This window comes from Lentimicrobiaceae bacterium, assembly GCA_020636745.1.
Taxonomy (GTDB): domain Bacteria; phylum Bacteroidota; class Bacteroidia; order Bacteroidales; family Lentimicrobiaceae; genus Lentimicrobium.
In genome coordinates this window covers 23,446-47,563 of record JACJXH010000006.1, presented here as the reverse complement: position 1 = coordinate 47,563, position 24,118 = coordinate 23,446, and the positions used below count along the sequence as shown (strand labels likewise).

At 41.4% G+C, this 24,118-nt stretch carries 17 protein-coding genes; 15 read left to right on the top strand and 2 right to left on the bottom strand.

Annotation, left to right across the window (positions count from 1 at the left end; all coding sequences use genetic code 11):
- Window positions 1–130 precede the first annotated feature (130 nt).
- From H6541_10275 to H6541_10265, 3 genes are all read left to right on the top strand, one after another.
- The gene (locus tag H6541_10275; protein ID MCB9016169.1) at window positions 131–598 is read left to right on the top strand and encodes an Lrp/AsnC ligand binding domain-containing protein; all 468 of its coding nucleotides are present in this window, start codon (window positions 131–133) and stop codon (window positions 596–598) included.
- Window positions 599–768: 170 nt separating this feature from the next.
- Window positions 769–2,016: a T9SS type A sorting domain-containing protein gene (locus H6541_10270; protein ID MCB9016168.1), complete on the top strand. Its 1,248-nt coding sequence runs from the start codon at window positions 769–771 to the stop codon at window positions 2,014–2,016.
- A 361-nt stretch (window positions 2,017–2,377) separates the two neighbouring features.
- Window positions 2,378–3,112 carry a hypothetical protein gene (locus H6541_10265; protein MCB9016167.1) on the top strand — a complete coding sequence of 245 codons (735 nt, stop codon included), beginning with the start codon at window positions 2,378–2,380 and terminating at the stop codon, window positions 3,110–3,112.
- 227 nt (window positions 3,113–3,339) lie between these two features.
- On the opposite strand, the gene H6541_10260 is transcribed toward H6541_10265, so the two are convergent.
- On the bottom strand, window positions 3,340–3,825 hold the full coding sequence (locus H6541_10260) for a hypothetical protein (protein ID MCB9016166.1): 486 nt from the start codon (window positions 3,823–3,825) through the stop codon (window positions 3,340–3,342).
- A 439-nt stretch (window positions 3,826–4,264) separates the two neighbouring features.
- Here H6541_10260 and lpdA point away from each other — a divergent pair, with 439 nt between their 5' ends.
- The 6 genes from lpdA (at window position 4,265) to H6541_10230 (ending at window position 11,927) form a co-directional block, all read left to right on the top strand.
- Window positions 4,265–5,656 carry a dihydrolipoyl dehydrogenase gene (lpdA, locus tag H6541_10255; protein ID MCB9016165.1) on the top strand — a complete coding sequence of 464 codons (1,392 nt, stop codon included), beginning with the start codon at window positions 4,265–4,267 and terminating at the stop codon, window positions 5,654–5,656.
- 160 nt (window positions 5,657–5,816) lie between these two features.
- The gene (gene rfbC, locus H6541_10250) at window positions 5,817–6,359 is read left to right on the top strand and encodes a dTDP-4-dehydrorhamnose 3,5-epimerase (GenBank protein ID MCB9016164.1); all 543 of its coding nucleotides are present in this window, start codon (window positions 5,817–5,819) and stop codon (window positions 6,357–6,359) included.
- Window positions 6,360–6,675: 316 nt separating this feature from the next.
- On the top strand, window positions 6,676–7,686 hold the full coding sequence (locus tag H6541_10245; GenBank protein ID MCB9016163.1) for a lytic transglycosylase domain-containing protein: 1,011 nt from the start codon (window positions 6,676–6,678) through the stop codon (window positions 7,684–7,686).
- A 21-nt stretch (window positions 7,687–7,707) separates the two neighbouring features.
- Window positions 7,708–10,596, top strand: a complete 2,889-nt coding sequence (gene uvrA, locus H6541_10240) for an excinuclease ABC subunit UvrA (protein MCB9016162.1) — start codon at window positions 7,708–7,710, stop codon at window positions 10,594–10,596.
- A 96-nt stretch (window positions 10,597–10,692) separates the two neighbouring features.
- Window positions 10,693–11,412 carry a TIGR00730 family Rossman fold protein gene (locus H6541_10235; GenBank protein MCB9016161.1) on the top strand — a complete coding sequence of 240 codons (720 nt, stop codon included), beginning with the start codon at window positions 10,693–10,695 and terminating at the stop codon, window positions 11,410–11,412.
- A 50-nt stretch (window positions 11,413–11,462) separates the two neighbouring features.
- Complete coding sequence (locus tag H6541_10230) at window positions 11,463–11,927, top strand: retropepsin-like domain-containing protein (protein ID MCB9016160.1); 465 nt, start codon at window positions 11,463–11,465, stop codon at window positions 11,925–11,927.
- Here H6541_10230 and H6541_10225 read toward each other — a convergent pair.
- Window positions 11,917–14,175 (bottom strand): VCBS repeat-containing protein, encoded by a 2,259-nt coding sequence (locus tag H6541_10225; GenBank protein MCB9016159.1) that lies wholly within the window; start codon window positions 14,173–14,175, stop codon window positions 11,917–11,919. The genes H6541_10230 and H6541_10225 overlap by 11 nt on opposite strands.
- Window positions 14,176–14,554: 379 nt before the next feature.
- Here H6541_10225 and secDF point away from each other — a divergent pair, with 379 nt between their 5' ends.
- From secDF to pyrF, 6 genes are all read left to right on the top strand, one after another.
- Window positions 14,555–17,677, top strand: coding sequence for a protein translocase subunit SecDF (gene secDF / locus H6541_10220; GenBank protein MCB9016158.1), 3,123 nt, complete (start codon window positions 14,555–14,557; stop codon window positions 17,675–17,677).
- Between the two features lie 83 nt (window positions 17,678–17,760).
- Window positions 17,761–18,153 carry a twin-arginine translocase TatA/TatE family subunit gene (locus H6541_10215; protein ID MCB9016157.1) on the top strand — a complete coding sequence of 131 codons (393 nt, stop codon included), beginning with the start codon at window positions 17,761–17,763 and terminating at the stop codon, window positions 18,151–18,153.
- A gap of 156 nt (window positions 18,154–18,309) precedes the next feature.
- Window positions 18,310–20,757: an OmpA family protein gene (locus H6541_10210; GenBank protein MCB9016156.1), complete on the top strand. Its 2,448-nt coding sequence runs from the start codon at window positions 18,310–18,312 to the stop codon at window positions 20,755–20,757.
- Window positions 20,758–20,818: 61 nt separating this feature from the next.
- A complete protein-coding gene (locus tag H6541_10205; GenBank protein ID MCB9016155.1) occupies window positions 20,819–21,988 on the top strand; it encodes a phosphoribosylformylglycinamidine cyclo-ligase in 1,170 nt (389 codons plus the stop codon).
- 103 nt (window positions 21,989–22,091) lie between these two features.
- Window positions 22,092–23,162 (top strand): peptide chain release factor 1, encoded by a 1,071-nt coding sequence (prfA, locus tag H6541_10200; protein MCB9016154.1) that lies wholly within the window; start codon window positions 22,092–22,094, stop codon window positions 23,160–23,162.
- Between the two features lie 78 nt (window positions 23,163–23,240).
- The gene (gene pyrF / locus H6541_10195; protein ID MCB9016153.1) at window positions 23,241–24,083 is read left to right on the top strand and encodes an orotidine-5'-phosphate decarboxylase; all 843 of its coding nucleotides are present in this window, start codon (window positions 23,241–23,243) and stop codon (window positions 24,081–24,083) included.
- Window positions 24,084–24,118: the final 35 nt, after the last annotated feature.

Below are 24,118 nucleotides of genomic sequence, written 5' to 3'. Positions count from 1 at the left end.
GCAAAAATATCATTATTAAACATATTGTCAACCATATCTGATATTACCAAACCCATTAAGCTTATTTTTTTAAAATATCTAATCATTTTTAGCATTTTTGCAAAATATTCTAATCAAAGCAGCTAAAAACATGAACCACAACTTTCATCTTGATAGTCTCGATAAAAAAATCATCAATTTGCTTAATGCAGACGCTCGTACCCCTTTTGTTGAAGTTGCCCGCAAATGTAAAGTTTCAGGAGCGGCCATCCACCAGCGGGTAGCCAAAATGGAAGAGGCCGGTGTTATTGCTGGCTCCTCGCTCAGGCTCAATCCCCAGGGCATGGGATTTCAAACCTGCGCCTTCATCGGCATTCAGGTTAATCTTACTTCTACTTCAACACACGACGAAGTCTTTAAAAAAATTGAAAAAATACCTGAAATTGTTGAATGCCACCATATTTCAGGCAAATACAGCCTGCTGGTTAAACTTTATACCCGCAACAATGAGCACCTGAAACAGGTAATTGTAGAGCAAATACAATCGATTCCCGAAATTACTTTTACTGAAACTTTTATTTCACTTGAAACCGGTTTTGAACGTGAATTGGGCATGTAATCCATATTCAGGTTTACACAAAGACTATTTGGCTTAATCGGGATAAATGATTAATTTTGTGTTATTCTCCAATGCAATCCACATAAAGAATATAATACCGGCCCGGTTCTTAGCCAACATTTAAGCCTCTACAAATTACTTAACTAGTTCATTCATCAATTGCATTATTTATGAGAAAACTATTTCTGCTTTCAATAATGGCCATAGCTATGAATACAGCCTATTCGCAATGGAACTTTATCCAGTATCTGCGTGAAAATGTTGTAAAAACATGTTTTCTATCAGCAAACACTGGCTATTATGCCTCACATTTTTCGGCCATTCATTGTAACACATACACAATTTATAAAACCACCGATGCCTGGAACACCTCTACAGCCATGTATTCACATGGTGAGAACTATTACCCAGACTATCTGACGGATATGTGTTTTTTAAACGAAACCACAGGCTTTAAGCTGTGTGGCAATATGTTTTTGGGTGTAAGCAAAACCACAGACGGGGGTTCATCCTGGACTGATGTACCCAACAATACATATCTCTGGGACGTGAGTAAAATATCCTACCCCAATGAAAATCTAGGCTATTATCTAGCTTCAAGAGATTACCAATCGTCTTTGATAAATGTGATAGTTTCAAACAATGGGTTTTGCACTGTTGACTCTTTATCTGACTTATACCGCAACGCTTATGAAATAGACTTTGTGAACGATTCAACCGGGTTTATTTTTTGCAGGGATACAGCTCAAAACTATATCTGCATTCAATCAACCGATTCAGCTAAAACCTGGAATACAGTACTGACAAGCGGGCCGGAAAAGCTAATGAACATACAGTTCACCTCACTGCACACAGGATATATTGCGGGTAGAAATGGCACATTGTACAAATCTGTTGATAGCGGTCAAAGCTGGAATCCAATCGCTACAAATACCTCACAATTAGTCAATTCTTTATATTTCGTCAATGACAGCTTGGGGTTTTTAGCCTGCAACAATGGCCTGTTAATCAAAACAATGAACGGTGGAATCAGTTGGTCAACAGAAAATACCGGAATTACCAATGACATAAAACAGGTATATTTTGCTAACGAAAGCACGGGATATTTTCTTGACAATAAAGGTCAAATGTATAAAAAATCATCCGTGGGTATCGATGAGCATAACAATAACAACCCTATTTCAAACGAGGTGGAATTATTTCCTAACCCGGCTTCGAAAATGCTAAATATCAGGTATGGCAAATCGGAACAAGCTTTCTCATTTCAAATATTAAATCAGGCTGGATTAGCGGTTTCGAAAACAGTTAGAATACGCAGTGGCAACTATCTTAACATTGACAATCTGAAGCCAGGAGTTTACTTCTTAAAAATTGAATCAAATGAAGGATTTACGCTAAAAAAGTTTGTTAAATTATAACAGACAGCATAAGCCTAACCCAATTGGGGTATTTTCTGACTTCAGCGTTGAAAAACAAAACTGTCGGGTATTGACATAAGCGCTTCATCAGAAACCATTCATCCACAGAAATCAACATATTGTCAAAACCAACCTGACAAGTTGGTAAATCAGTTGTGCCAAAATAAAAAACAGATAAAACCTGCGAAATACAAAAACGCCCTCAACACCTGAAACATCAGTAATCATCACAGTTTACTCTCCTCATATCCATCAGTAGAAAAATAATAATCAGCAAAAACAATATATTATTTATAATTATTCTAAATAAGCGTAAATTATTGATTATCTTTACGATATTATTAACCAAAACAACAGTACCATGAAAAAGTATTTTATCCTTATCTCTATTGTGTTGATGATAGCAGGAATTACTTTTGCCCAGCAACCTGCTGATTCACCTACAATTGTATTTGAAAATCTGTACATTCTCCCTAAAAGAGGCATGGACGACAAATTTGAGGCCGCCATTAAGGCTCATAACCAAAAGTTCCACCCTGACGGGCCTTACAAAGCCGGACTGCGCAAGGTGGAATACGGCGAAAAAGCCGGTTGGTATGTTTGGGTTTTCGGCCCCGCCACTTATGCTGGATTAGACACCCGCCCGGCCAAAGATAACGGGCATGCCAAAGACTGGTCAGAAACAGTTGATCCCCTGGTTGAAACTTATGGAGAAACAAGTTTGTGGAATTACAACCCTGATCTTTCATTTGGGATGGACATTCTGAAAAAATCAGCTTATTATGAAGCCTGGACTGTAGATCTTAAACGTGGTCAATATTACAGATTTAAAGTCCTTGCTGAAAAATTGAAGAAAACTTATGAATCAATGGGAAATGTGTCTTTCTTGGTTTATAACAACCCCATTCACACAAGCAACAATGCAGATATAGCACTTCTATGGAGCTTTGACACTTATGCCAGCTGGGCTGAAGATCCAGGCCCCAAAGCAGCATTTGAAAAACTCTTTGGCCAGGGAAGCTGGCAAAACATGCTGGACGAATGGATGGATATAACCGTTGACTATAATGCTGAAATCAGAAGTATAGTTAAATAGCGATTAAAGCTCTTTTAAAGCGCAGAGATTGTCAGCAAACAACTAAAGTAACTCCATCATATCACCTCTGAAAAGCCAAAAGTTTACCTATAACAATTCAATGAATTGGTCATTTGTTAACAGAACGAAATAAGTTTGGCTATGCTTATTATACTTTTGATGGCAGTCTCTGCTCTTTTAATTACCAAATATTGATGACACACTGAAATTTGAATCATACAACCCTGTCACATCAACTTAATCGCTTCAACAATCGGATAAATCATTCCGGCAACCAACAAAAGTGTAATAAATGGCCGGTTAATATTTTGCCATTTATAGTTCCTTCTATTTATTGCATCAAGCGCATGATTGAGTCCTGAAAAAACAAAAAAGAAGATGAAAGCGAAGAAAATTGTCAGTTCTGACTTTATGCCCCAGCCCGAGAAATAAACAACAATAGCAACTGCTGCATATGATAAAAGTGCGATAGCCGATTGCCGCTGATAATTACTTCCGGTTTCAAAGCCTTTCATTTCAGCCGATTGCTTTCCCAGAAACAATCCTTCCAGACCAGATATGCCAGCTATTGCAACAATAACGACTGGAATCATAAAATGGAGTTGAGTATCAGGCCGATACACACCATCTTCGCCAAAACCAATATTATATCCTGCATAAAATGCAACGCAAACTATGGCGATGCGAACCATTTCCAGCACTTTTATAACCATACCTTTGATTTAATTAACCATCATTCTGTTAAAACAAACTACACCTTACCAATAGTGGTTTACTGCTGAAGCATTTAATAAATCCACAATTTGCATGCAATGCAAACAAATATACCAAAATATTCATTCAGATATGATGACAGGTTCATTTACAGGCCAATGCTATCAGGTTGCAAAGTAAATTTGACGACTAATAAAAATGGGAAAATTATGTTAACGCAACTCTTAAACAAAAGCCATTCCCGCTTGTTAAAGCGGTGTATTTTCTTAATTTTGCATTGATATTAAGAATTTGCTTAAAAATGTTCTTTCATTAATCAAATTCCAGAAGTCGCATTCCTTAATTAATCAAGGTTGTTGAGATTTTTTACGTTTGGGTAAACGTACATTCTAATTAAATGCGGCATTGACACACGGAAATTATAAAAAACAATCATCTATGAATTACGATGTAATAGTAATTGGTTCTGGTCCCGGCGGTTATGTAGCTGCTATCAGAGCATCTCAACTTGGCTTTAAAGTTGGCGTTGTTGAACGTTCTGAGCTTGGAGGCATCTGTCTCAACTGGGGATGTATCCCAACGAAAGCTCTGCTTAAAAGTGCGCAGGTATTTGAGTACGCAAAACATGCAGCAGACTATGGAATCAGCATCAACGGCGAAGTGAGTGCAGATTTTGAAGCCATTGTAAAACGCAGCCGTGGCGTAGCCGAAGGCATGAGCAAGGGCATTCAGTTTCTTTTCAAAAAAAATAAAATTGAAGTAATTAGCGGCTCAGGAAAGCTTAAGCCCGGCAAAATTGTTGAAGTTACAGACGCTGACGGAAACAAAACCGATTATCAGGCTGCACATATCATCCTTGCTACCGGCGCCCGTTCACGCGAATTGCCAAACCTGAAGCAGGATGGAAAAAAAATTATTGGCTACCGTGAAGCCATGACACTTCCCCAAAAGCCTGAAAGCATGGTTGTGGTAGGTTCAGGAGCCATTGGATCTGAGTTTGCCTACTTTTACAATGCCATTGGCACAAAAGTAACACTGGTTGAGTTTATGCCGAATGTAGTTCCCATTGAAGACGAAGAAGTTTCCAAACAGCTGGAGCGCAGTTTCAAAAAATCGGGAATGAAAGTCATGACCTCTTCTACTGTTGAATCAGTTGACACCAGTGGCGACCTGTGCAAAGTGACTGTAAAAACCAAAAAAGGAGAAGAAGTTATTGAAGCAGAAATTGTCCTTTCAGCTGTTGGCATTGCAACCAATCTTGAAGGCCTCGGACTTGAAGAGACCGGTGTTCTGACTGAAAAAGGCAAAGTTATAGTTGACGATTATTATCGCACCAACGTTGAAGGAGTATATGCCATTGGAGATATCGTTCACGGGCCGGCACTGGCTCATGTAGCATCGCATGAAGGCATTTTATGTGTTGAAAAAATTGCCGGCAAACATGTTGAGCCCATCAACTATGGCAATATCCCGGGCTGTACATACACACATCCCGAAATTGCATCAGTAGGCATGACCGAAAAAGCAGCCCGTGAAGCCGGTTACGATGTTAAAGTTGGTAAATTCCCCTACTCTGCTTCCGGTAAAGCCAGTGCAGCCGGTTCAAAAGAAGGCTTTGTAAAAGTTATTTTTGATGCAAAATATGGCGAATGGCTGGGAGCCCACCTGATTGGCGATAATGTTACTGAAATGATTGCCGAAGTTGTTGTTGCCCGCAAACTGGAAACAACCGGTGAAGAAATCATCAAATCCGTACATCCGCATCCTACCATGTCAGAAGCCATTATGGAGGCGGTTGCAGCCGCTTATGATGAAGTAATTCACATATAATCAGTCAACTGATTGATTAGTTTCAACAACCTTCCGGGCTAAAAATTCCGGAAGGTTGTTTCTTTATCAGACCAAAAGGATTCAGTATATTTACACCCTCAGTTGCAATAAAGCTCAACGAGAATACAACCATCAACTTATTCATCCAACCTTTACTTTTATGGAAATTGTTCCCACCGAAATTCCCGATGTCCTCATCATTAAGCCACAGGTATTTGCCGATGAGCGTGGTTATTTTTTCGAATCATACAACAAGCAAAAATTCATGAATGCAGGAATTGATGCAAATTTTGTTCAGGACAACGAGAGCAAATCGATGAAAGGAGTTTTGCGAGGCCTGCATTTTCAGAAACCCCCTTTTGCGCAGGGTAAACTGGTTAGGGTAATGCGGGGTGCTGTGCTTGATGTAGCGGTTGATCTCAGGCAAGGCTCTCCCTGGTATGGTAAATGGGCTGCCATAGAACTCACTGAGCACAACAAATGGATGTATTGGATTCCTGCCGGATTTGCTCATGGTTTTCTTACGCTTGAGGACAATACAGTCTTTTTCTACAAATGCACCAACATTTATAACAAAGAATCTGAAGGAAGCGTGAGATGGGACGATCCCGACCTCAATATCCATTGGGGAAACAACAATCCGATTCTTTCTGCCAAAGATGTAGTTGCGCCCTTGTTCAGTGAACTGGGTCATATATTTTAAAAAAAACAACATTCTATTTACTGGCCTTTCGATGAAACCAGAGATTGCCCGGACAACGCATTTCCGGGTAAATAAGGTCAATACAACACTCCTGCACCCTGTTGAATAAAAGCAGGGATTCTCTATACAACGCTTCCCATATAAAAGCGTAAAACTCATAATCAGTAAATATTACTGCCAAACCACTGCATAACAGCACCGGCTACAAATAAAACTGCCGAAAGTAAGATTTACACAAACGAAACTGCGCTTTAAAACGTTATCATATCATCAGCACCAGGCATTGGCACAAACACTTCAAAAACTTCACATAAAAATGACATTTCGCAAACCCCTGATTATATTTTTCATTGTATTCCTGGCAGGATCTCTGTTCACATTTCTTTGTTTTACCGGCAACCACAAGCAAAACGACACACAATACCGCGAATCGTTTGCTGCACACAACAGGGTTCAGGCAATTGCACTTCCCGATACGCTTGCATTTGCAGGGGAACAAGTCCCTATGGATTTATATTATGTGAGGGAGGGGCTTGACCGCGAATTACTGGTTAACACTTACTGGCACTCCAACACCCTACTTCTCATCAAGAGAGCTGCCCGCTATTTCCCTTTAATCGAGCCCATTCTGAAAAAGAATAACATTCCCGATGACTTTAAATATCTGGCTTTAATAGAAAGTGGTCTTATAAATGTAGTTTCCCCGTCCAATGCGTCGGGTTTCTGGCAATTTCTTGACAAAACCGGCCGCCAGTACGGACTTGAAGTAAACGAGCAGGTTGACGAGCGGTACCATGCGGCAAAATCAACCGAAGCAGCCTGCAAATACCTCAGGGCATCTTACAACTCATACAATAACTGGACTCTGGCAGCAGCTTCATACAATGCGGGTCCCGGGCGTATTAGCAAAGAACTGAACCGCCAAAAAGCTGACAATTATTTTGATTTATATCTGAATGCCGAAACTTCCAGATACATTTTCAGAATACTGGCCATGAAACTTATCATTGAAAAGCCAACAGAATATGGCTTTTATCTTCGTGAGAAAGATTTGTATCCGGTAATCCCCACCTATAGCATTTCGGTTGACACCAGTATTACAGATCTCATTACCTTTGCAAACCAGAATAAAGTCAATTACAGGATATTGAAAGAGTTCAATCCATGGTTAAGAACCGATCAGCTTATAAATAAAGAACGCAAAACTTACCAGATCGAATTGCCGCAAAGCGGATACACTTCCTATAAGAAACTGATATCTGAAACAGAAAACCCGGATGCAATATTTGGCCAAAAAGGCGAAGAATTGCCTCTGCAGAAACCCTGAATTACCGGATCGGATTGAATAATGAATCAAAACAATCAGCATACCCCCAACATACCCCGTGAGTCATTAAATGACCCTGAAGAACAGCTTGAAATATTCGGAGCACGGGTGCATAATCTTCAGAACATTGACCTCACCATTCCCCGCAACAGCCTTGTAGTTATTACCGGGTTAAGTGGCAGCGGAAAATCATCACTGGCTTTTGACACCATTTATGCCGAAGGACAACGCCGCTACATGGAAACATTTTCAGCTTATGCCCGGCAGTTTATTGGCAATTTAGAACGCCCTGATGTTGATGAGATTAACGGGCTAAGCCCGGTTATTTCTATTGAGCAAAAGTCAACTTCACGAAACCCGCGCTCAACAGTTGGAACCATCACCGAAATTTATGACTTTATGCGCCTTTTATTCGCCCGGGCGTCTGAGGCCATATCGCCGGTTACAGGCCTTCCGTTAGTCAAATATTCTGAACAAAAAATCATCGATCTTATCCATGAATTGTTCGATGAGAAGGAAATCATCATTCTAGCTCCGCTTGTTAAAGGCAGAAAAGGACATTATAGAGAATTGTTCGAACAACTTCGCAAGCAAGGCTTTTTAAGAGTGAGAATCGATGGTGAACTGCGTGAAATCAGTTTTGGGCTACAGCTCGACCGATACAAAACGCATGATATAGAGTTGGTTGTTGACAAAACGCAGGTAAAAGAAAAAAATGTGCAGCGCATCAATTCATCGGTACAAACTGCCCTCAGACAAGGCAAAGGAACCATTATGATGATTGAGCCTGCTTCAGGCGACATCCGATACCTGAGTAAAAAGCTGATGGATCCTGCCACAGGAGCTGCCTTTGACGAGCCAGAGCCCAATTCGTTTTCTTTTAACTCTCCTTATGGCGCATGTCCGCATTGCAACGGACTGGGCACAATTACCGAAGTTGACCTCAATAAAATCATTCCGGATCCCAAAAAAAGCATCAAAAAAGGAGGAATAGCACCTTTGGGCGAAGCCAAAACCACCTGGATATTCAGGCAAATAGAGGCGCTGGGCGAAAAATACGGCTTTAAGCTTGATACTCCCATTAGCGAAATTCCGGAATCAGCCATTCATGCCATTCTTTATGGAACCGACGAAGTGCTGAAGGTTAAGAATGAATACCTTGGAGTTACCTCGTCCTATTCACTGAATTTTGAAGGCATCGTCAATTATATAGCCACACAGGCTGTTGAAAACGGAGCCAGCGGTGTAAGGAAATGGGCCAGCAACTTTATGAATTATGTAGAATGTCCTGAATGTAAAGGTGCAAGGCTTAAATCCGAATCACTAAACTTTAAAATTGGGGGAAAAACCATAGCAGATTTGGCTGAGCTTGACTTAAGTTCACTTGACGAATGGTTCAGCCGCGAAGATCTCTTCTCAGACGAACGCCACCGGCTGGTAGCCCACGAGATTGTAAGAGAAATTAAAAACCGGATTCAATTTTTATTAAATGTGGGTCTTGATTATCTTACGATTAACCGCCCTGCAGGTAGTTTATCGGGAGGCGAAGCCCAGCGTATACGCCTGGCAACCCAAATCGGCTCACAATTGGTTGGCGTTCTTTACATTCTTGACGAGCCCAGTATTGGACTTCATCAACGCGACAATCAAAAGCTTATTCAGGCACTGCAGGATTTGCGCGATGTTGGAAACTCAGTGATTGTAGTGGAACATGATCAGGACATGATCTTATCTGCCGATTACGTAATTGACATTGGCCCGGGTGCAGGAATTCACGGAGGTAAAATTGTAGCAGCCGGCACACCTGCCGAATTGCCGAAATTTAATTCAATAACCTGCCAATACCTGAATGGAACAAGAAAAATTGAAATTCCGGCACACAGAAGAAAAAGCAATGGCAACAATCTGGTACTCAAAGGGGCCTCAGGTAACAACCTGCAGAATGTAACCCTTAAATTACCGCTCGGCGTTTTCAACTGCATAACCGGCGTTTCGGGGAGCGGAAAATCAACACTCATCAACGAAACGCTCTACCCTATTCTCAGCCAGCATTTTTACAGGTCAGATAAAAAACCTTTGCACTATTCAAGTATTCAAGGGCTTGAAAATCTTGACAAAGTAATAGAAATTGACCAATCGCCTATTGGCCGCACTCCACGATCCAATCCGGCGACTTACACCGGAGTTTTTGATGATATCCGCAAATTGTTTGCGTCATTGCCTGAATCTAAAATCAGAGGATACCAGGCCGGCCGGTTTTCATTTAACGTGAAAGGTGGCAGATGTGAAACCTGCAAAGGAGCCGGAGTCAGGGTAATTGAAATGAATTTCCTGCCTGATGTTCAGGTCCCCTGCGAAAATTGCAACAGCAAACGCTATAACCGGGAAACCCTTGAAGTAAGGTTTAAAGGAAAATCCATCAATGACATTTTGAATCTAACCATCAACCAGGCTGTCGAATTCTTTGAAAATATTCCATCCATACTTCAGAAAATAAGAACACTAAAAGAAGTCGGGCTTGGATACATCACACTTGGTCAGCAATCAACCACACTTTCAGGCGGTGAAGCCCAGCGCGTAAAACTTGCCACCGAGTTATCAAAAAAAGATACCGGCAAAACACTTTACATTCTCGATGAGCCAACCACCGGATTGCATTTTGAAGACGTGAATGTACTATTGGGCGTGCTCAACAGACTGGTTGACAGGGGAAATACAGTCCTGGTCATTGAACACAATATGGAAGTTATAAAAGTGGCTGATCATATTGTTGACCTGGGCCCGGGCGGTGGTAAACGGGGCGGACAAATTGTGGCCGAAGGCACTCCTGAACAGGTTACAAAAAATGCAACAAGTCTTACAGGAATATATATCAAAGAGGAATTAGTTAAGCACTTAAACTCCATATAAACCTCAATTAAATTTATAATTGTAAATTAATTGAATAATTTGTATATTTACCGCCTGATTTTTTTTAAGTAATTTTCAAAATACTTTAAATCTCTTATGTACGCTGACGGCCTAAACGAAGACGACAGAATCAGAGAAGCCATTACGCCCAAAAGCTGGAATGAAATCATGACCAGCGATTCATGGGCTGTTTTTAAGATAATGGCTGAATTTGTTGAAGGCTTTGAAAAGCTTGGTAGAATAGGCCCGTGTGTGACCATTTTTGGCTCTGCGAGAACTCCGGCCAGCAACCGATACTATAAACTGGCTGAAGAAATTGCTTATATGCTCACCAAAAAAGGCTTTGGCGTTATATCAGGCGGAGGCCCCGGTATTATGGAAGCAGCCAATAAGGGCGCTCATTTTGGCGGAGGCAAATCAGTTGGATTGAACATAGAATTACCTTTTGAACAAAGTGCAAATCCGTTTATCGACCCTGATAAACTCTTAAATTTTGACTACTTTTTTGTAAGAAAGGTAATGTTTATGAAATACTCGCAGGGGTACATTGTTTTACCCGGCGGATATGGAACGCTCGACGAACTTTTTGAAGCAATTACCTTGATTCAAACACATAAAGCAGTGAGATTTCCTATTGTTCTCGTTTCGAAAGAATACTGGAAGGGCTTGTTTGATTGGATTGAACAAAAAATGCTGAACGAAAAGAATATCAGCAACGACGATCTCAAAATTTTTTCAATGGTTGACACCGCCGAAGAAGCTGTACAAACAATCGAAACTTATTACAATAAATACGCATTGAAACCGAATTTCTGAGGCAAGCCGGGAATCTCGTCTCTTAATTATAAACCTTAAACAATTACGACATGACATCTCTAAATTTAATTCAACTCAATTTTGAAACAGGAGGGTACAACTTACTTGCAAGAGTAATTATTAATGACAAACCCGCCCTGCTATTGGTTGACACAAGTGCTCCAAAAACAGTGCTTGATTCAGACCATCTTCAGAAATTTGTGAGTCAGACAGAACTTAAACGCAGTTCACGTCGCAATCTTATTCCGGGTGCAACCAGCATTTACAGCCATGTTGCTACCATCGAAAAAATGGAAATTGGCTCAGTTGTGATCAATAATTATAAAATTTCGTCAATTGACCTCGGCATAACCAACCGATCATTCAGAGGCATGGGCAATCCTCAAATTGACGGTCTACTGGGTTGCGATTTGCTAAAACACTGCAAAGCAACCATTAATTTCGACAAAAGAGTGCTTGAACTCGGACTTCTGGAAGAACCAACGACTCCACCGGCAAACGCTATTATTGAATAATTACGGCTTTCCCAAACAATTGCTCTCCGGCAATTCCGGTGGCGGTTGCTTTAATAAAAACTATTCCTGAGCAGGGCTTTTCTATGCTTACTTTTTGAGCAGTAAAGCCTTTGGCCGGGAATTTTTTTATGATACGCCCAGTTGAACTGTACAATTCCACCTGCCATTCTCCATCTTTCATAATCTCCATATCAAAAATACCATTCCCCGGATTGGGAGATATACGAATCCGGGATTTCTGTTTTAATGACTGCGGCTGAATCCCCGCTGGCCCCGGAGGAGTCCCTTTGTATAAACTAACGCCTCCTGCATAATTTCCTATGGCCAAATCAGGATAACCATCATGATTGAGATCAGCCCAGGCCGGTGCAGTACGGATACCTTCGGTCAGATACATAAAATGGGCATCCTGCAAAACGAAAGCCTGGGAAGTATCGGCCGAAATCCCCGAAAAATATTTTAATAAGCCCGTTTCAGAGCCTGAAAGTAGCTTTAAATTGCCTGACTCCATCTCAATAAAGGCAGGAATGCTGTACCCCTTGTATGATAACATTTCATCTGTTACATTCACTTTACCCAAAAAATCGGTAATCAATTTAAAATCAGGCTGAGTTGGCGAGCCGGCATTCCGAAACCATGAAAACTTTCCACTTGCCGAACCTGAAACAATATCTGCCAGTCCATCCTTATCAATATCAATAAAAACCGGGGCACTATACCCGTCTGTTTTTAAATTCTGATATGACAAAACCGGAGATTCAAAAACAGGAAGATTTCCGGGTCCTGCAGAATTAGAGAACAGATGAAAATATCCTTCACTCTCCCCTATCAGCATATCCAAATCTCCGTCATTATCAATATCAAAAAAAGCAGGATAAGCAGCCAGAAGCTCCAGTTGCGAAACATTTGCAAAATCATTGTCAATTAATGTAAATGCCGGATTATCCATTGTTCCTGTATTAAGATACAGCTGCAAAACCGACGTATAATAGCACTTTAACTGACCTGACAAATTAAGAATACAGGTATCGAAAAGTCCATAATTTCCCACAACCAAATCAATCAGTCCATCACTATTCACATCGGCAAAAACCGGATATGATCCAACACCCGTTTCAATCATCGAATTCTGAATAAAAGATTTTGTTTTCAGCCTGAAATCAGGAACATCAGAAACAGACACGTTCTCATACAGCCATACACTTTCCGACCCTTCTGATTTCATCAGGCCCGGGTCAAAAGGAGAAACCACAAGCTGAGGTTTGCCGGTATTCTCCAGGTCAATGTGTTCAGTCAAAGGGAAAGACCACAGGGCAATAGGCTCATTTAAGGGATAAAATGGCAACTGCTCCACCATCACAGCATTAAAATTATCACCACCGTTGAGCAATGGCACCGCATCACTGTAATCCACATCGCCCAGCAATAAGTCAAGAACATGATCACCGTTCATGTCTAGCAAAGTAAACGTTGATCCTGTATGTTTAGGGTCATTTTTACCTGGCTGATTCATTGATTTATTGAAGCATGTATCGAGATATATCAGGTTAGATTCAGGATTTTCAGCAAAGCGGCCCCAGCAAAAATCAACCTTATGGTAAACCAATGAATCTGCATTTCCATATAATTCAACCGACATATTCCGATGCAACTCCACATAAGAGCCTAAACCCCAGAAAGTCAAAATGTCAAGATCTCCGTCATTATCCAAATCTTCAATGGCAGGATAATCAACATAAGTAACCAGTAAATTGGTAAAAATGCTTCCTTGCAAAGACGTTATGTACGGAAACACAGCCCTCTCAAATTTCGGCTCATCGCTGCTGACATTCCTGTAGACCATAATTCCTCCGGGGGTGTAGGTAAAAATATCAGGAAGCCCGTCAGCATTATAATCCTTCAACTGAAACCACTGTTTAATTTCCGGAAAGAATCTTTTGTATTCAGGTGCATATAAATAATCAGATTGATTACCACCCGGTTGATAAAGAAATGGCAATAGCCGGTCGCCATGCCTGTCAAACAGCAACAAATCATCGAAACCATCATGGTTCAGATCAATTTTTCCGAACTGAGCATTGTTAACACCTCCTGCCCAGGGGTTATCAAGTTGCACATTTGAAGCACTAACTGGTAGATTTTTCCAGAAAACAAACCCAAAATCATTTAAATCCTGAGCCATCAAGGAAATTTTGATGCCTAGCAGAAAGCAGGTAAGTAAAAAAAGAAACAATTTTTTATTCAACATAAAATCCTGATTTTAACTGAGCCAGACAAAACATCATTCCATTTAGCAAACCAGGAAGGAAGACCCGGCTTCGGATAATCACCCTATCGCTCTCTTTATCATTTAGATACATCATTTTAAGCTTCAAAGAAAATAAGGTATTCAAAGGTACTCAAAAAGCTGTTTTGGCCACAACAAAACACTGACTGAATCAGTATATTATTCAATCTGTCAAGATATAAAAACAGACGGAAAGCCACTACTTCCCTTGCGGCTGTAGTAAAGCGGCAATAATTCCCGTATTAAAAAAAACTTAAAAACCCGAATTGGTAAATTCTAATAGATGTTCTATATTTGCAGGCTCAAAAAATCAGTCTATTACATTTAATCTAAATTAAACATGCAGAATAAGGGTGCTATTAAATTTTTCGCGATTGCGCTGGCAATTGTGTGCCTTTTTCAGCTTTCGTTCACATTCTTTACAAAAAGGGTTGAGAAAAAAGCCAAGGAATACTCCATGAATGACGCAGCCAGGAGTCAGGCAAAAGAAATGGCTAAAGGAAATGCAGGATTAGAAATTACTCTGCAGGATTCAATCAGCAAATCGAGGGAACGTTATTATCTGGACTCCATGTCAGGTCAGACTGTTTTCAACATTCTTGTGCGCAAGTACACCTATCAGGAATGTAAAGAGCGCGAATTGAACCTTGGTCTTGACCTTAAGGGAGGGATGAACGTAACGCTGGAAGTTTCAGTGGTGGATATTGTAAGAGCATTATCAGGCTACAGCACCAATCCTGCTTTCACCCAGGCCATTGATAAAGCCATCCTGAAACAGCGCGATAGTCAGAAAGATTTTGTAACCCTGTTTGGTGAATCATTTACAGAAGTTGATCCCAACGCTAAACTTGCAGCTATATTCAACACCGTTGAGTTAAAAGATCGTGTATCCTTTAATTCAACAAATGATGAAGTGCTGTCAGTTATCCGCGAAGAGACCAAAGGCGCTATTGACCGCACTTTTAACATTCTCCGCACCCGTATCGACAGGTTCGGGGTAGCACAACCCAATATTCAGCAACTTCAGACAGCTGGCCGTATTCTGGTTGAGCTGCCGGGTATTAAAGAACCAGAACGTGTTCGTAAACTCCTGCAGGGAACTGCACAGCTCGAATTCTGGGAAACATACCAGTTTTCAGAATTAGTTCCGTTTTTTGAAGATGCCAATAAAAGGCTGGCTTCAATGGCCGGAACCAATGCTGCTGACTCAGCCATCATGGCAGGCGACACGCTGGCAAAAACAGAAGTGGCTAAAGACACCACTGCAGTTGCACAAAATGACACCGCCAAATCAACCTTGCTTGATAAAATCAGTGACACAACTGCTACTGACAACAAAAAACAGTCATTTGAAAAATATGCCAAACAAAATCCTTTGTATGCTTATCTGAACCCGGCCATCTTCCCCGATAAAGACGGAAGGTACTTCCCCGGACAGGGCGCAACAGTTGGTTTTGCCATGATTAAAGATACAGCCCGCGTTAACCGTATGTTACGCGAGGTTAAAAGTGTTTTCCCACGTGATCTCAAACTTGCCTGGACAGTTAAACCTGAAAAAGACAGACCTGATGTTCTTGAGCTCAATGCCCTTAAAGTTACCAGCCGCGATGGCAAAGCACCACTTGGCGGAGATGCAGTAGTTGATGCCCGTCAGGATTATGACCCTAACGGCCGCGTTGAAATTTCCATGTCGATGAATGCTGATGGAGCCAAAACATGGAAAAGACTTACCGGTGACAACATTGGCAATCAGATAGCCATTGTGCTGGACGGATATGTTTATTCAGCTCCAAGGGTAAACGGAGAGATTCCTAACGGAAGATCTTCCATTACTGGTAACTTCTCTATTGAAGAAGCACTTGACCTTGCCAACATTCTGAAAGCTGGTAAACTGCCGGCTCCGGCCCGTATTGTTCAGGAAGAGATTGTTGGACCTTCACTTGGACGTGAATCCATTAATGCAGGTTTAACTTCATTTATCCTCGCATTTGTCCTTGTACTTCTTTACATGATCCTTTATTATAACCGTGCTGGTTGGGTTGCCGACCTCGCGCTGGTTACCAATATTTTCTTTATTTTCGGAGTATTGACATCTCTTGGCGCAGTTCTTACATTGCCTGGTATTGCGGGTATTGTTCTTACCCTTGGTATGGCAGTGGATGCCAACGTAATTATTTACGAACGTATCCGCGAGGAATTAAGAGCGGGTAAAGGACTGAGACTGGCTGTTACCGATGGATATAACAATGCTTACTCTGCTATTATTGACGGTAACGTAACCACCTTACTTACGGGTATTGTTCTTTACACATTCGGTTCAGGTCCTATCCAGGGTTTTGCTACCACTCTTATCATTGGTATCATCACTTCTCTTTTCACAGCTATCTTTATTTCAAGAATTATCTTTGAAAGACTGCTGGCCAAAAACAAACCTATATCTTTTGACAACAACATTACCCGTTACGCTTTCACCAAGGTAAACATCAACTTTATCAGCATCCGTAAAACTTTATACTTTGTATCAGGTGCTATTATTCTGATTGGTATAATCTCCCTTTCAACTAAAGGATTAAACTTTGGAGTTGACTTTACCGGAGGACGTACTTATGTTGTAAGGTTTGACAAGGAAGTTTCAACCGGAGATGTACGCTCAGCTTTGGCCACTCAGTTTGGTGAAGCCCCTGAAGTAAAAACATTCGGAGCCAGTAACCAGGTAAAAATCACTACAAAATACATCATTGATGACGACACCAAAACGGCTGATTCAATTGTGGAAACCAAACTTTTTGACGGAGTAAAACAATTCTACACTACTCCAATGAGTTTGAAAGATTTTACCTCTGACAACGAAGCCAAAGTATTAGGAAGATTAAGCTCACAAAAGGTAGGACCTACCATTGCTGACGACATTAAGCAAGGCGCTGTAATGGCCGTATTCTTTGCTCTTCTTGTCATCTTCATTTACATTGCTATCAGGTTTAAGAAATGGCAGTATGGTCTTGGAGGTTTGGTATCACTTACCCACGATACTTTAATTACAATCTCGCTTTACTCAATATTCTATGGCATTCTGCCATTTAACCTTGAGGTAGATCAGGCATTTATCGCTGCTTTGCTTACCATCATTGGTTATTCTATCAATGACACTGTAATTATCTTCGACAGAATCAGGGAATATATTACTCTGTATCCGAAACGTGAGCTTAGCGAAAACATGAACCACGCTATGAACAGCACCCTCGGTCGTACATTCAACACAGCCGGAACAACCCTCGTTGTATTGATTGCCATCTTCATCTTTGGTGGAGAAGTTATCAGAGGATTTATCTTTGCGTTGATGGTTGGTGTGGCCATTGGTACTTATTCATCAATCTTTAATGCAACCCCGATTGCATTCGACTTTATCAATTTATCCAATCGTCGTAAAAAACGCAAAGACGAATTGAAGAAAGCTGCCAAATAAAGTAAAATGAACTTTTGCTAAAAAAAGTCCGGATATGTTCCGGGCTTTTTTTTTTGTACTTTTGAACCTAAAATTTCAACCAGATGACAGAAGCCCAATTATTATTTCTTGATATCAGCGGAGGCGAACTTCTGATCATATTTATTGCAGCCTTTCTTATTTTTGGCCCGAAGAAAATGCCGGAAATTGCCAGAAAATTAGGGCGCACAATGAATGAACTGAAAAAAGCATCCAACGATATAACAAAAGAGTTCAGAGAAGAAACCAATTCGATTAAAAATGAATTATTATCTGCTCGTGAATCTATTCGCCGGGAAACAACGATTATTGAAAAAGACCTGAATACAACCATAAGTAAAGTTGAAAACAACCTTTCAACCAAACCTTTGGACGATACTTTATCAGCCCTGAAAGACCCTTATGGACTTGACAAAATGCCAGATGAAAGCTCCGGCAAACAACCAGGTACTGAATAACACAATTTTAAACCATCAAATCCGTTACTTTGGACAAATGCGTAACATTTTAAGCATTACCAAAACCGGAATGACAATCATAAAATAACTAACTTAGCTGTTCAATCTTTTTAACCTCTGATTGAATAACCAGTCGTAAATAATCACAGCACCTCAATGAAAATATTCCGAATCACGCTGCTATTTGCCATTATTTCAACCTGTATCCCCAATCTTACCTCTGCTCAAAGCCGAAGGATTGCAGCAGCTGATGAAGCTTTCAGCAGCTTTCAATACAATATTGCTGTTACCCGGTACAAAAAAGCTTATTCAAAAACCAAAAGCAAACCCGAAAAAGAAAGAATCTCTTTTCAGATGGGCGAATGCTACCGGATGATGAATCAAACCAAAAAAGCAGAGATAAACTACAGGCGAATCATCAAAGGTGACTTTGCACGCCGTAATCCGGTTGTGTATCTGAACTATGCTGATGTTTTAAAAGCCAATGAGAAATATGACCTTGCAAAAGATTACTATCTGATTTACAGTGAAAATGCACCGGAAGATTCACGTGGCCCCAACGGAGTAAAATCATGCGAAATGGCCGCCGAATGGTTGAAAAATCCAACCAAATATACCGTTACCAATGTCAAAAAAGTCAACTCGAAAAGCGATGACTTTGCGGCTACTTACGCTGATAAATTTTACAATGCCATCATCTTCACCTCCACCCGTGAAGGCAGCACCGGAAAAGGAACAGACGACTGGACCGGACAGAATTTCAGTGATTTATTCCTTGCCCGCCAGGATCGTAAAGAAGAATGGGGCGAACCTACGCTTGCTGACACGGAAGAAAAACTTAATACTGCGGCCAACGAAGGTGCACCTGCTTTTAATGACAAATTCTCTACTTTGTACTTTACCCGCTGCGGCAATGCTGACGATGCCATGTCCAATTGCAAAATCATTACAATCAAACGTTCAGGCAGGGGTTGGGGCGAAGCCAAAGTTCTTGAACTTGGTTCCGACAGTACTGTTACGAATGGTCATCCGGCTATCAGCAGCGATGAACTCACCCTCATTTTTTCGAGCGACCGCAAAGGCGGACAAGGAGGTAAGGATTTATGGATTGCTACCCGTAAAACAGCCAATGATGATTTTTCAAAACCGCTCAACCTTGGCCCCGAAATTAACACTCCGGGCGATGAAGTATTCTCCTTTCTCAGAAATGACACGACTCTTTATTTTGCTTCAAACGGACATCCGGGGCTTGGCGGTCTTGACATTTTTAAGAGCATCAAACGAAACGGAATATGGACAAAACCTGTAAACCTTGAAGTGCCTGTTAATTCAAGCGGCGATGACTTTGCTATGATTTTCCAGCCGGGTGAAGACCAGGGATTTCTTTCCTCAAACCGCAAAGGTGGAAGAGGTGGCGACGATATTTACTCCTTCATCAACCCTCCGCTCTTGTTTACACTTCAGGGAACTGTTAAGGATGATCAAACATTGCAATTTGTGCCCCAGGCAACTGTTAAGCTCGTTGGGTCAGATGGATCTTCTGTGGATGCAAAAACCGACCCCAAAGGGTTTTATTCATTCAGCAAATCACAAATTAAACCCAATACAACTTACGATCTGACTGTTATAAAGGACAATTATTTTAATAAAAAAGCCCGCGAAACAACGGTTGGTCTCGATAAAAACAAAGATTTTGTGATTGATTTCATGCTGGAACCTATTCCTGAAAAACCAGTTGTACTGCCTGATATCCTCTACGACCTGGCAAAATGGGATTTAAAACCTCAATATCAGGACTCATTGCAGGGTCTGATAAAAACGCTGCTTGAGAATGAAACTGTTGTGGTTGAACTTGCGGCTCACACTGACGCCCGTGATACTGAAGAGCGCAACGACATCCTTTCTCAGCGAAGAGCCGAATCGGTGGTTGATTACCTGATACAACGCGGAATTGACCCTGCACGACTTGTTGCCAAAGGGTATGGCGAAAGAATGCCCCGGATACTTGTACGCGATATAAGAAAAGACGGATTCCTGTTTAAAGCCGGCACCAAACTCACTGAATCGTATATTGATTCGCTGAAGACTGTGCCCGAAAAAGAAGCAGCTCATGCACTCAACAGACGAACAGAGTTCAGGGTTCTGAGTAAAGACTTTGTGCCCAAGCCTAAAAATCAACTTCTTGATAAAAAAGTTGAAATAAAACTTAACCCAGAGGAAAACACAGTGTCACTCGAAGCCGGCCGAGGCAATTCATTACTTATACCGTGCATCATCAACGGCTTTAATGTCAAAGTAATGTATGACAACAACGACCGTGGCCTGATATTTTCACTTCCGGAGGCGCTTAAACTGCTGCAAACAGGAGCCATTACCAAAAACGATTTCATTGGCGACGCCAACGTAATACTTGCCGATGGAAGTATTTCTGACAAGGCTGTTTTCAGAATCAAGGAAATAAGAATCGGGCAACGCTCAACCACCAATGTAGAAGCCATTGTTTCGCATAAGCTTACCGAAGGTGTTATCATGGGCGAAAGCACCATTCTGATGCTGGGCAGGTTCAAGCTTGATCAAAACAGCAAACAACTGATTTTTAATTAATCTGAAATATCTGCCGGCTGCCATTGCAGCCGGTTCTTTTTAAAGCAACCACATTCACTTTATGTCACAGGAATCACGATACATCCGCAGGGGTGTTTCTGCAGGAAAAGAAGACGTTCACCAGGCCATCAGCAACATTGACAAAGGGCTATATCCCAAAGCTTTTTGTAAAATTATTCCTGATTTACTGGGCAATGACCCTGAATGGTGCAACATCATGCATGCTGATGGCGCTGGAACCAAATCCTCTCTGGCCTACCTTTACTGGAAAGAAACCGGCGATTTGAGCGTTTGGAAAGGCATTGCGCAGGATGCAGTAGTAATGAACACCGACGACCTGTTATGTGTGGGAGTTACCAACAATATTCTTCTTTCCTCCACCATTGGCAGAAACAAAAACCTGATTCCCGGTGAAATAATTTCAGCAATCATCAACGGAACAGAAGAATTTCTTGAAGAGATGCGTTCTTATGGCATAGGAATACACTCAACCGGCGGCGAAACCGCAGATGTAGGTGATTTGGTGCGGACCATTATTGTTGATTCAACCGTAACTGCCCGCATCAAACGAAGTGAGGTAATCTCAAACCATCGCATACAATCGGGTGATGTAATTGTCGGATTGGCTTCATCTGGCCAGGCGACATATGAAAAATCATACAACGGCGGAATGGGCAGCAATGGACTTACTTCGGCCAGGCACGATGTGTTCTCAAAAAAATATGCAACAAAATATCCTGAATCATTCGACCCTTCCATTCCAATTGATTTGGTGTACAGCGGTGAACTAAGCCTCACCGAAGCCAGTCCTGTTGAGGGAGTTGACTATGGCAAACTCGTGCTCTCCCCTACCCGCACATATGCTCCGGTAGTTAAAAAGGTACTCGACACATGCCGCGGACAGATTCATGGAATGGTACACTGCTCAGGAGGTGCCCAAACCAAAATCCTTCATTTTGTAGACAATCTGCACATCATAAAGGACAACTTTTTTGAAATCCCTCCCCTTTTCAAGATAATTCAGGAACAATCGAAAACATCATGGGCCGAAATGTACAAAGTTTTTAACATGGGACATCGCCTGGAATTCTATATTCCTGAAAAAAATGCAGCTGAAATTATCACAATTTCTGAAAGTTTTGGAATACCAGCCAAAATTATCGGTCGTTGTGAAGCTTCTGCAACAAAACGACTGACTATCCGCACCCAGGATAACGAGTTTTCATATTAGCTATCGCACAATTCATTAGCTATTGAAAAAGTAGCGATGTTATTTCAAAGCCATTTTTGGCTTCAGGAATTATTGTACCTTTGCACCCTCAAAATAAAACAAAATGCTCGACAAACTTGAAGCCATAAATCAGCGCTTTATTGATCTTGAAAAACAGATGAACGACCCTGCGGTGATGGCCGATATGAAGGTTTACATCAAACTTAGCAAGGATTATAAAGAGTTGCAGCCCATTATCGCTGCCTATAAGGAATACGAATTGGTCATAAAGAATATTGAATCATCGAAAGAAATCCTTTATCAGGAAAAAGATGAAGAATTCAGAGCGATGGCCAAAGAAGAGCTTGCCTTGCTTACCGAAACCCGCGACAAAATGGAAGAAGACATCCGGCTGATGTTGATTCCAGCTGACCCGCAGGACGGGAAAAATGCTGTAGTTGAGATACGCGCAGGAAGCGGCGGCGATGAAGCAAGTATTTTTGCCGGCGACCTTTACCGTATGTATACCAAATACTGTGAAACCAAAGGCTGGAAAATTGAATTGGTTGATTATACCGAAGGTACAGTTGGCGGATATAAGGAAATTATCCTGAACATTTCGGGCGAAAATGTGTACGGCCTGATGAAATATGAATCAGGAGTGCATCGCGTTCAGCGTGTACCTCAGACTGAAACCCAGGGCCGCGTGCATACATCTGCAGCTTCGGTGGTGGTATTGCCTGAGGCCGATGAGTTTGATGTTGACCTTAAACCCAGCGATATCCGAAAAGACACATACTGCTCTTCAGGACCCGGCGGCCAATCTGTAAATACTACCTATTCTGCTGTCAGGCTAACTCACATTCCAACTGGCATTACTGTGGCTATTCAGGACCAGAAGTCGCAAATGAAGAATTTCGACAAAGCCATGACCATTCTCAGAACCCGCTTATTCGAACAGGAATATCAAAAATACCTTGATGATATTTCTAAAAAGCGAAAAACCATGGTGTCTACCGGCGACCGTTCGGCTAAAATTCGCACTTACAACTATCCGCAAAGTAGAATTACTGACCACCGTATCAATCTTACTGTTTACAACCTGCCCATTTTTATGGATGGCGATATTCAGGATATGATTGATGCACTTCAGCTTGCCGAAAACGCCGAACGACTCAAAGAAGCCGTAGGTTAATCATTGCACTGAAAACTATCTGCTACCGGAAGATGAATAGTTTAGCTTTTTTATAAACAGATTACTGAAATTACAAGTATGAACCGCGAGCAACTTATTGCATTAATCAAAAGAAAAGGATCCTTTCTTTGTGTAGGCCTTGACAGTGAAATTGAAAAAATTCCCACTCACCTGCTTGACACGGATGACCCCGTATTTGAGTTTAACAAATGCATTATTGATGCAACCATTGACTTTGCGGTAGCTTATAAACCGAATCTGGCTTTCTACGAGTCACGTGGACTTGCCGGATTGACCAGCCTTCATAAAACCATGGATTATCTGGAGAAATTCAAAGACTCCTGCTTTTCCATTGCTGATGCCAAAAGAGGAGATATAGGCAATACTTCCACCCAGTACGCCAAAGCATTCTTCGATAAAAAGTCATCAGGATTTGATTTTGACGCAGTTACGGTAGCCCCGTACATGGGCGAAGACTCCGTGAGCCCGTTTCTGAAATTCGAAAACAAATGGGTTGTCCTGCTGGGATTAACTTCCAACAAAGGAGCTTTTGACTTTCAGTTTACAGAAGACACCAGGGGAGATAAACTTTTTTCCAGTGTATTGAAAAAAGCACAAAATTGGGGTACTGCCAGTAATCTGATGTTTGTAGTTGGTGCAACACGCGCCGAAATGCTGGCCGATATCAGACAAATTGCGCCTGAACACTTTCTGCTTGTTCCCGGTGTTGGAGCCCAGGGCGGAAGCTTGCAGGAAGTCGCAAAATACGGAATGAATGCCGATTGCGGAATCTTAGTTAACGCATCCCGAAGTATCATCTTTGCTTCGAAAGACAAGGATTTTGCAGCCAAAGCAGCCGCTGAAGCGCAGGCCATGCAGAGTGAGATGAAAAAACTGCTTCTTGAAAAAGGGATTATCTGAAGATAAAAGTTTATATAAATAAAAAGGTTGCCTTC

Bases quoted from the DNA above. Each gene is read 5' to 3' on its own strand.
- H6541_10275 (MCB9016169.1), top strand. From the start codon at position 131: ATGAACCACAACTTTCATCTTGATAGTCTCGATAAAAAAATCATCAAT.
- H6541_10270 (MCB9016168.1), top strand. From the start codon at position 769: ATGAGAAAACTATTTCTGCTTTCAATAATGGCCATAGCTATGAATACA.
- H6541_10265 (MCB9016167.1), top strand. From the start codon at position 2,378: ATGAAAAAGTATTTTATCCTTATCTCTATTGTGTTGATGATAGCAGGA.
- H6541_10260 (MCB9016166.1), bottom strand. From the start codon at position 3,825: ATGGTTATAAAAGTGCTGGAAATGGTTCGCATCGCCATAGTTTGCGTT.
- lpdA (MCB9016165.1), top strand. From the start codon at position 4,265: ATGAATTACGATGTAATAGTAATTGGTTCTGGTCCCGGCGGTTATGTA.
- rfbC (MCB9016164.1), top strand. From the start codon at position 5,817: ATGGAAATTGTTCCCACCGAAATTCCCGATGTCCTCATCATTAAGCCA.
- H6541_10245 (MCB9016163.1), top strand. From the start codon at position 6,676: ATGACATTTCGCAAACCCCTGATTATATTTTTCATTGTATTCCTGGCA.
- uvrA (MCB9016162.1), top strand. From the start codon at position 7,708: ATGAATCAAAACAATCAGCATACCCCCAACATACCCCGTGAGTCATTA.
- H6541_10235 (MCB9016161.1), top strand. From the start codon at position 10,693: ATGTACGCTGACGGCCTAAACGAAGACGACAGAATCAGAGAAGCCATT.
- H6541_10230 (MCB9016160.1), top strand. From the start codon at position 11,463: ATGACATCTCTAAATTTAATTCAACTCAATTTTGAAACAGGAGGGTAC.
- H6541_10225 (MCB9016159.1), bottom strand. From the start codon at position 14,175: ATGTTGAATAAAAAATTGTTTCTTTTTTTACTTACCTGCTTTCTGCTA.
- secDF (MCB9016158.1), top strand. From the start codon at position 14,555: ATGCAGAATAAGGGTGCTATTAAATTTTTCGCGATTGCGCTGGCAATT.
- H6541_10215 (MCB9016157.1), top strand. From the start codon at position 17,761: ATGACAGAAGCCCAATTATTATTTCTTGATATCAGCGGAGGCGAACTT.
- H6541_10210 (MCB9016156.1), top strand. From the start codon at position 18,310: ATGAAAATATTCCGAATCACGCTGCTATTTGCCATTATTTCAACCTGT.
- H6541_10205 (MCB9016155.1), top strand. From the start codon at position 20,819: ATGTCACAGGAATCACGATACATCCGCAGGGGTGTTTCTGCAGGAAAA.
- prfA (MCB9016154.1), top strand. From the start codon at position 22,092: ATGCTCGACAAACTTGAAGCCATAAATCAGCGCTTTATTGATCTTGAA.
- pyrF (MCB9016153.1), top strand. From the start codon at position 23,241: ATGAACCGCGAGCAACTTATTGCATTAATCAAAAGAAAAGGATCCTTT.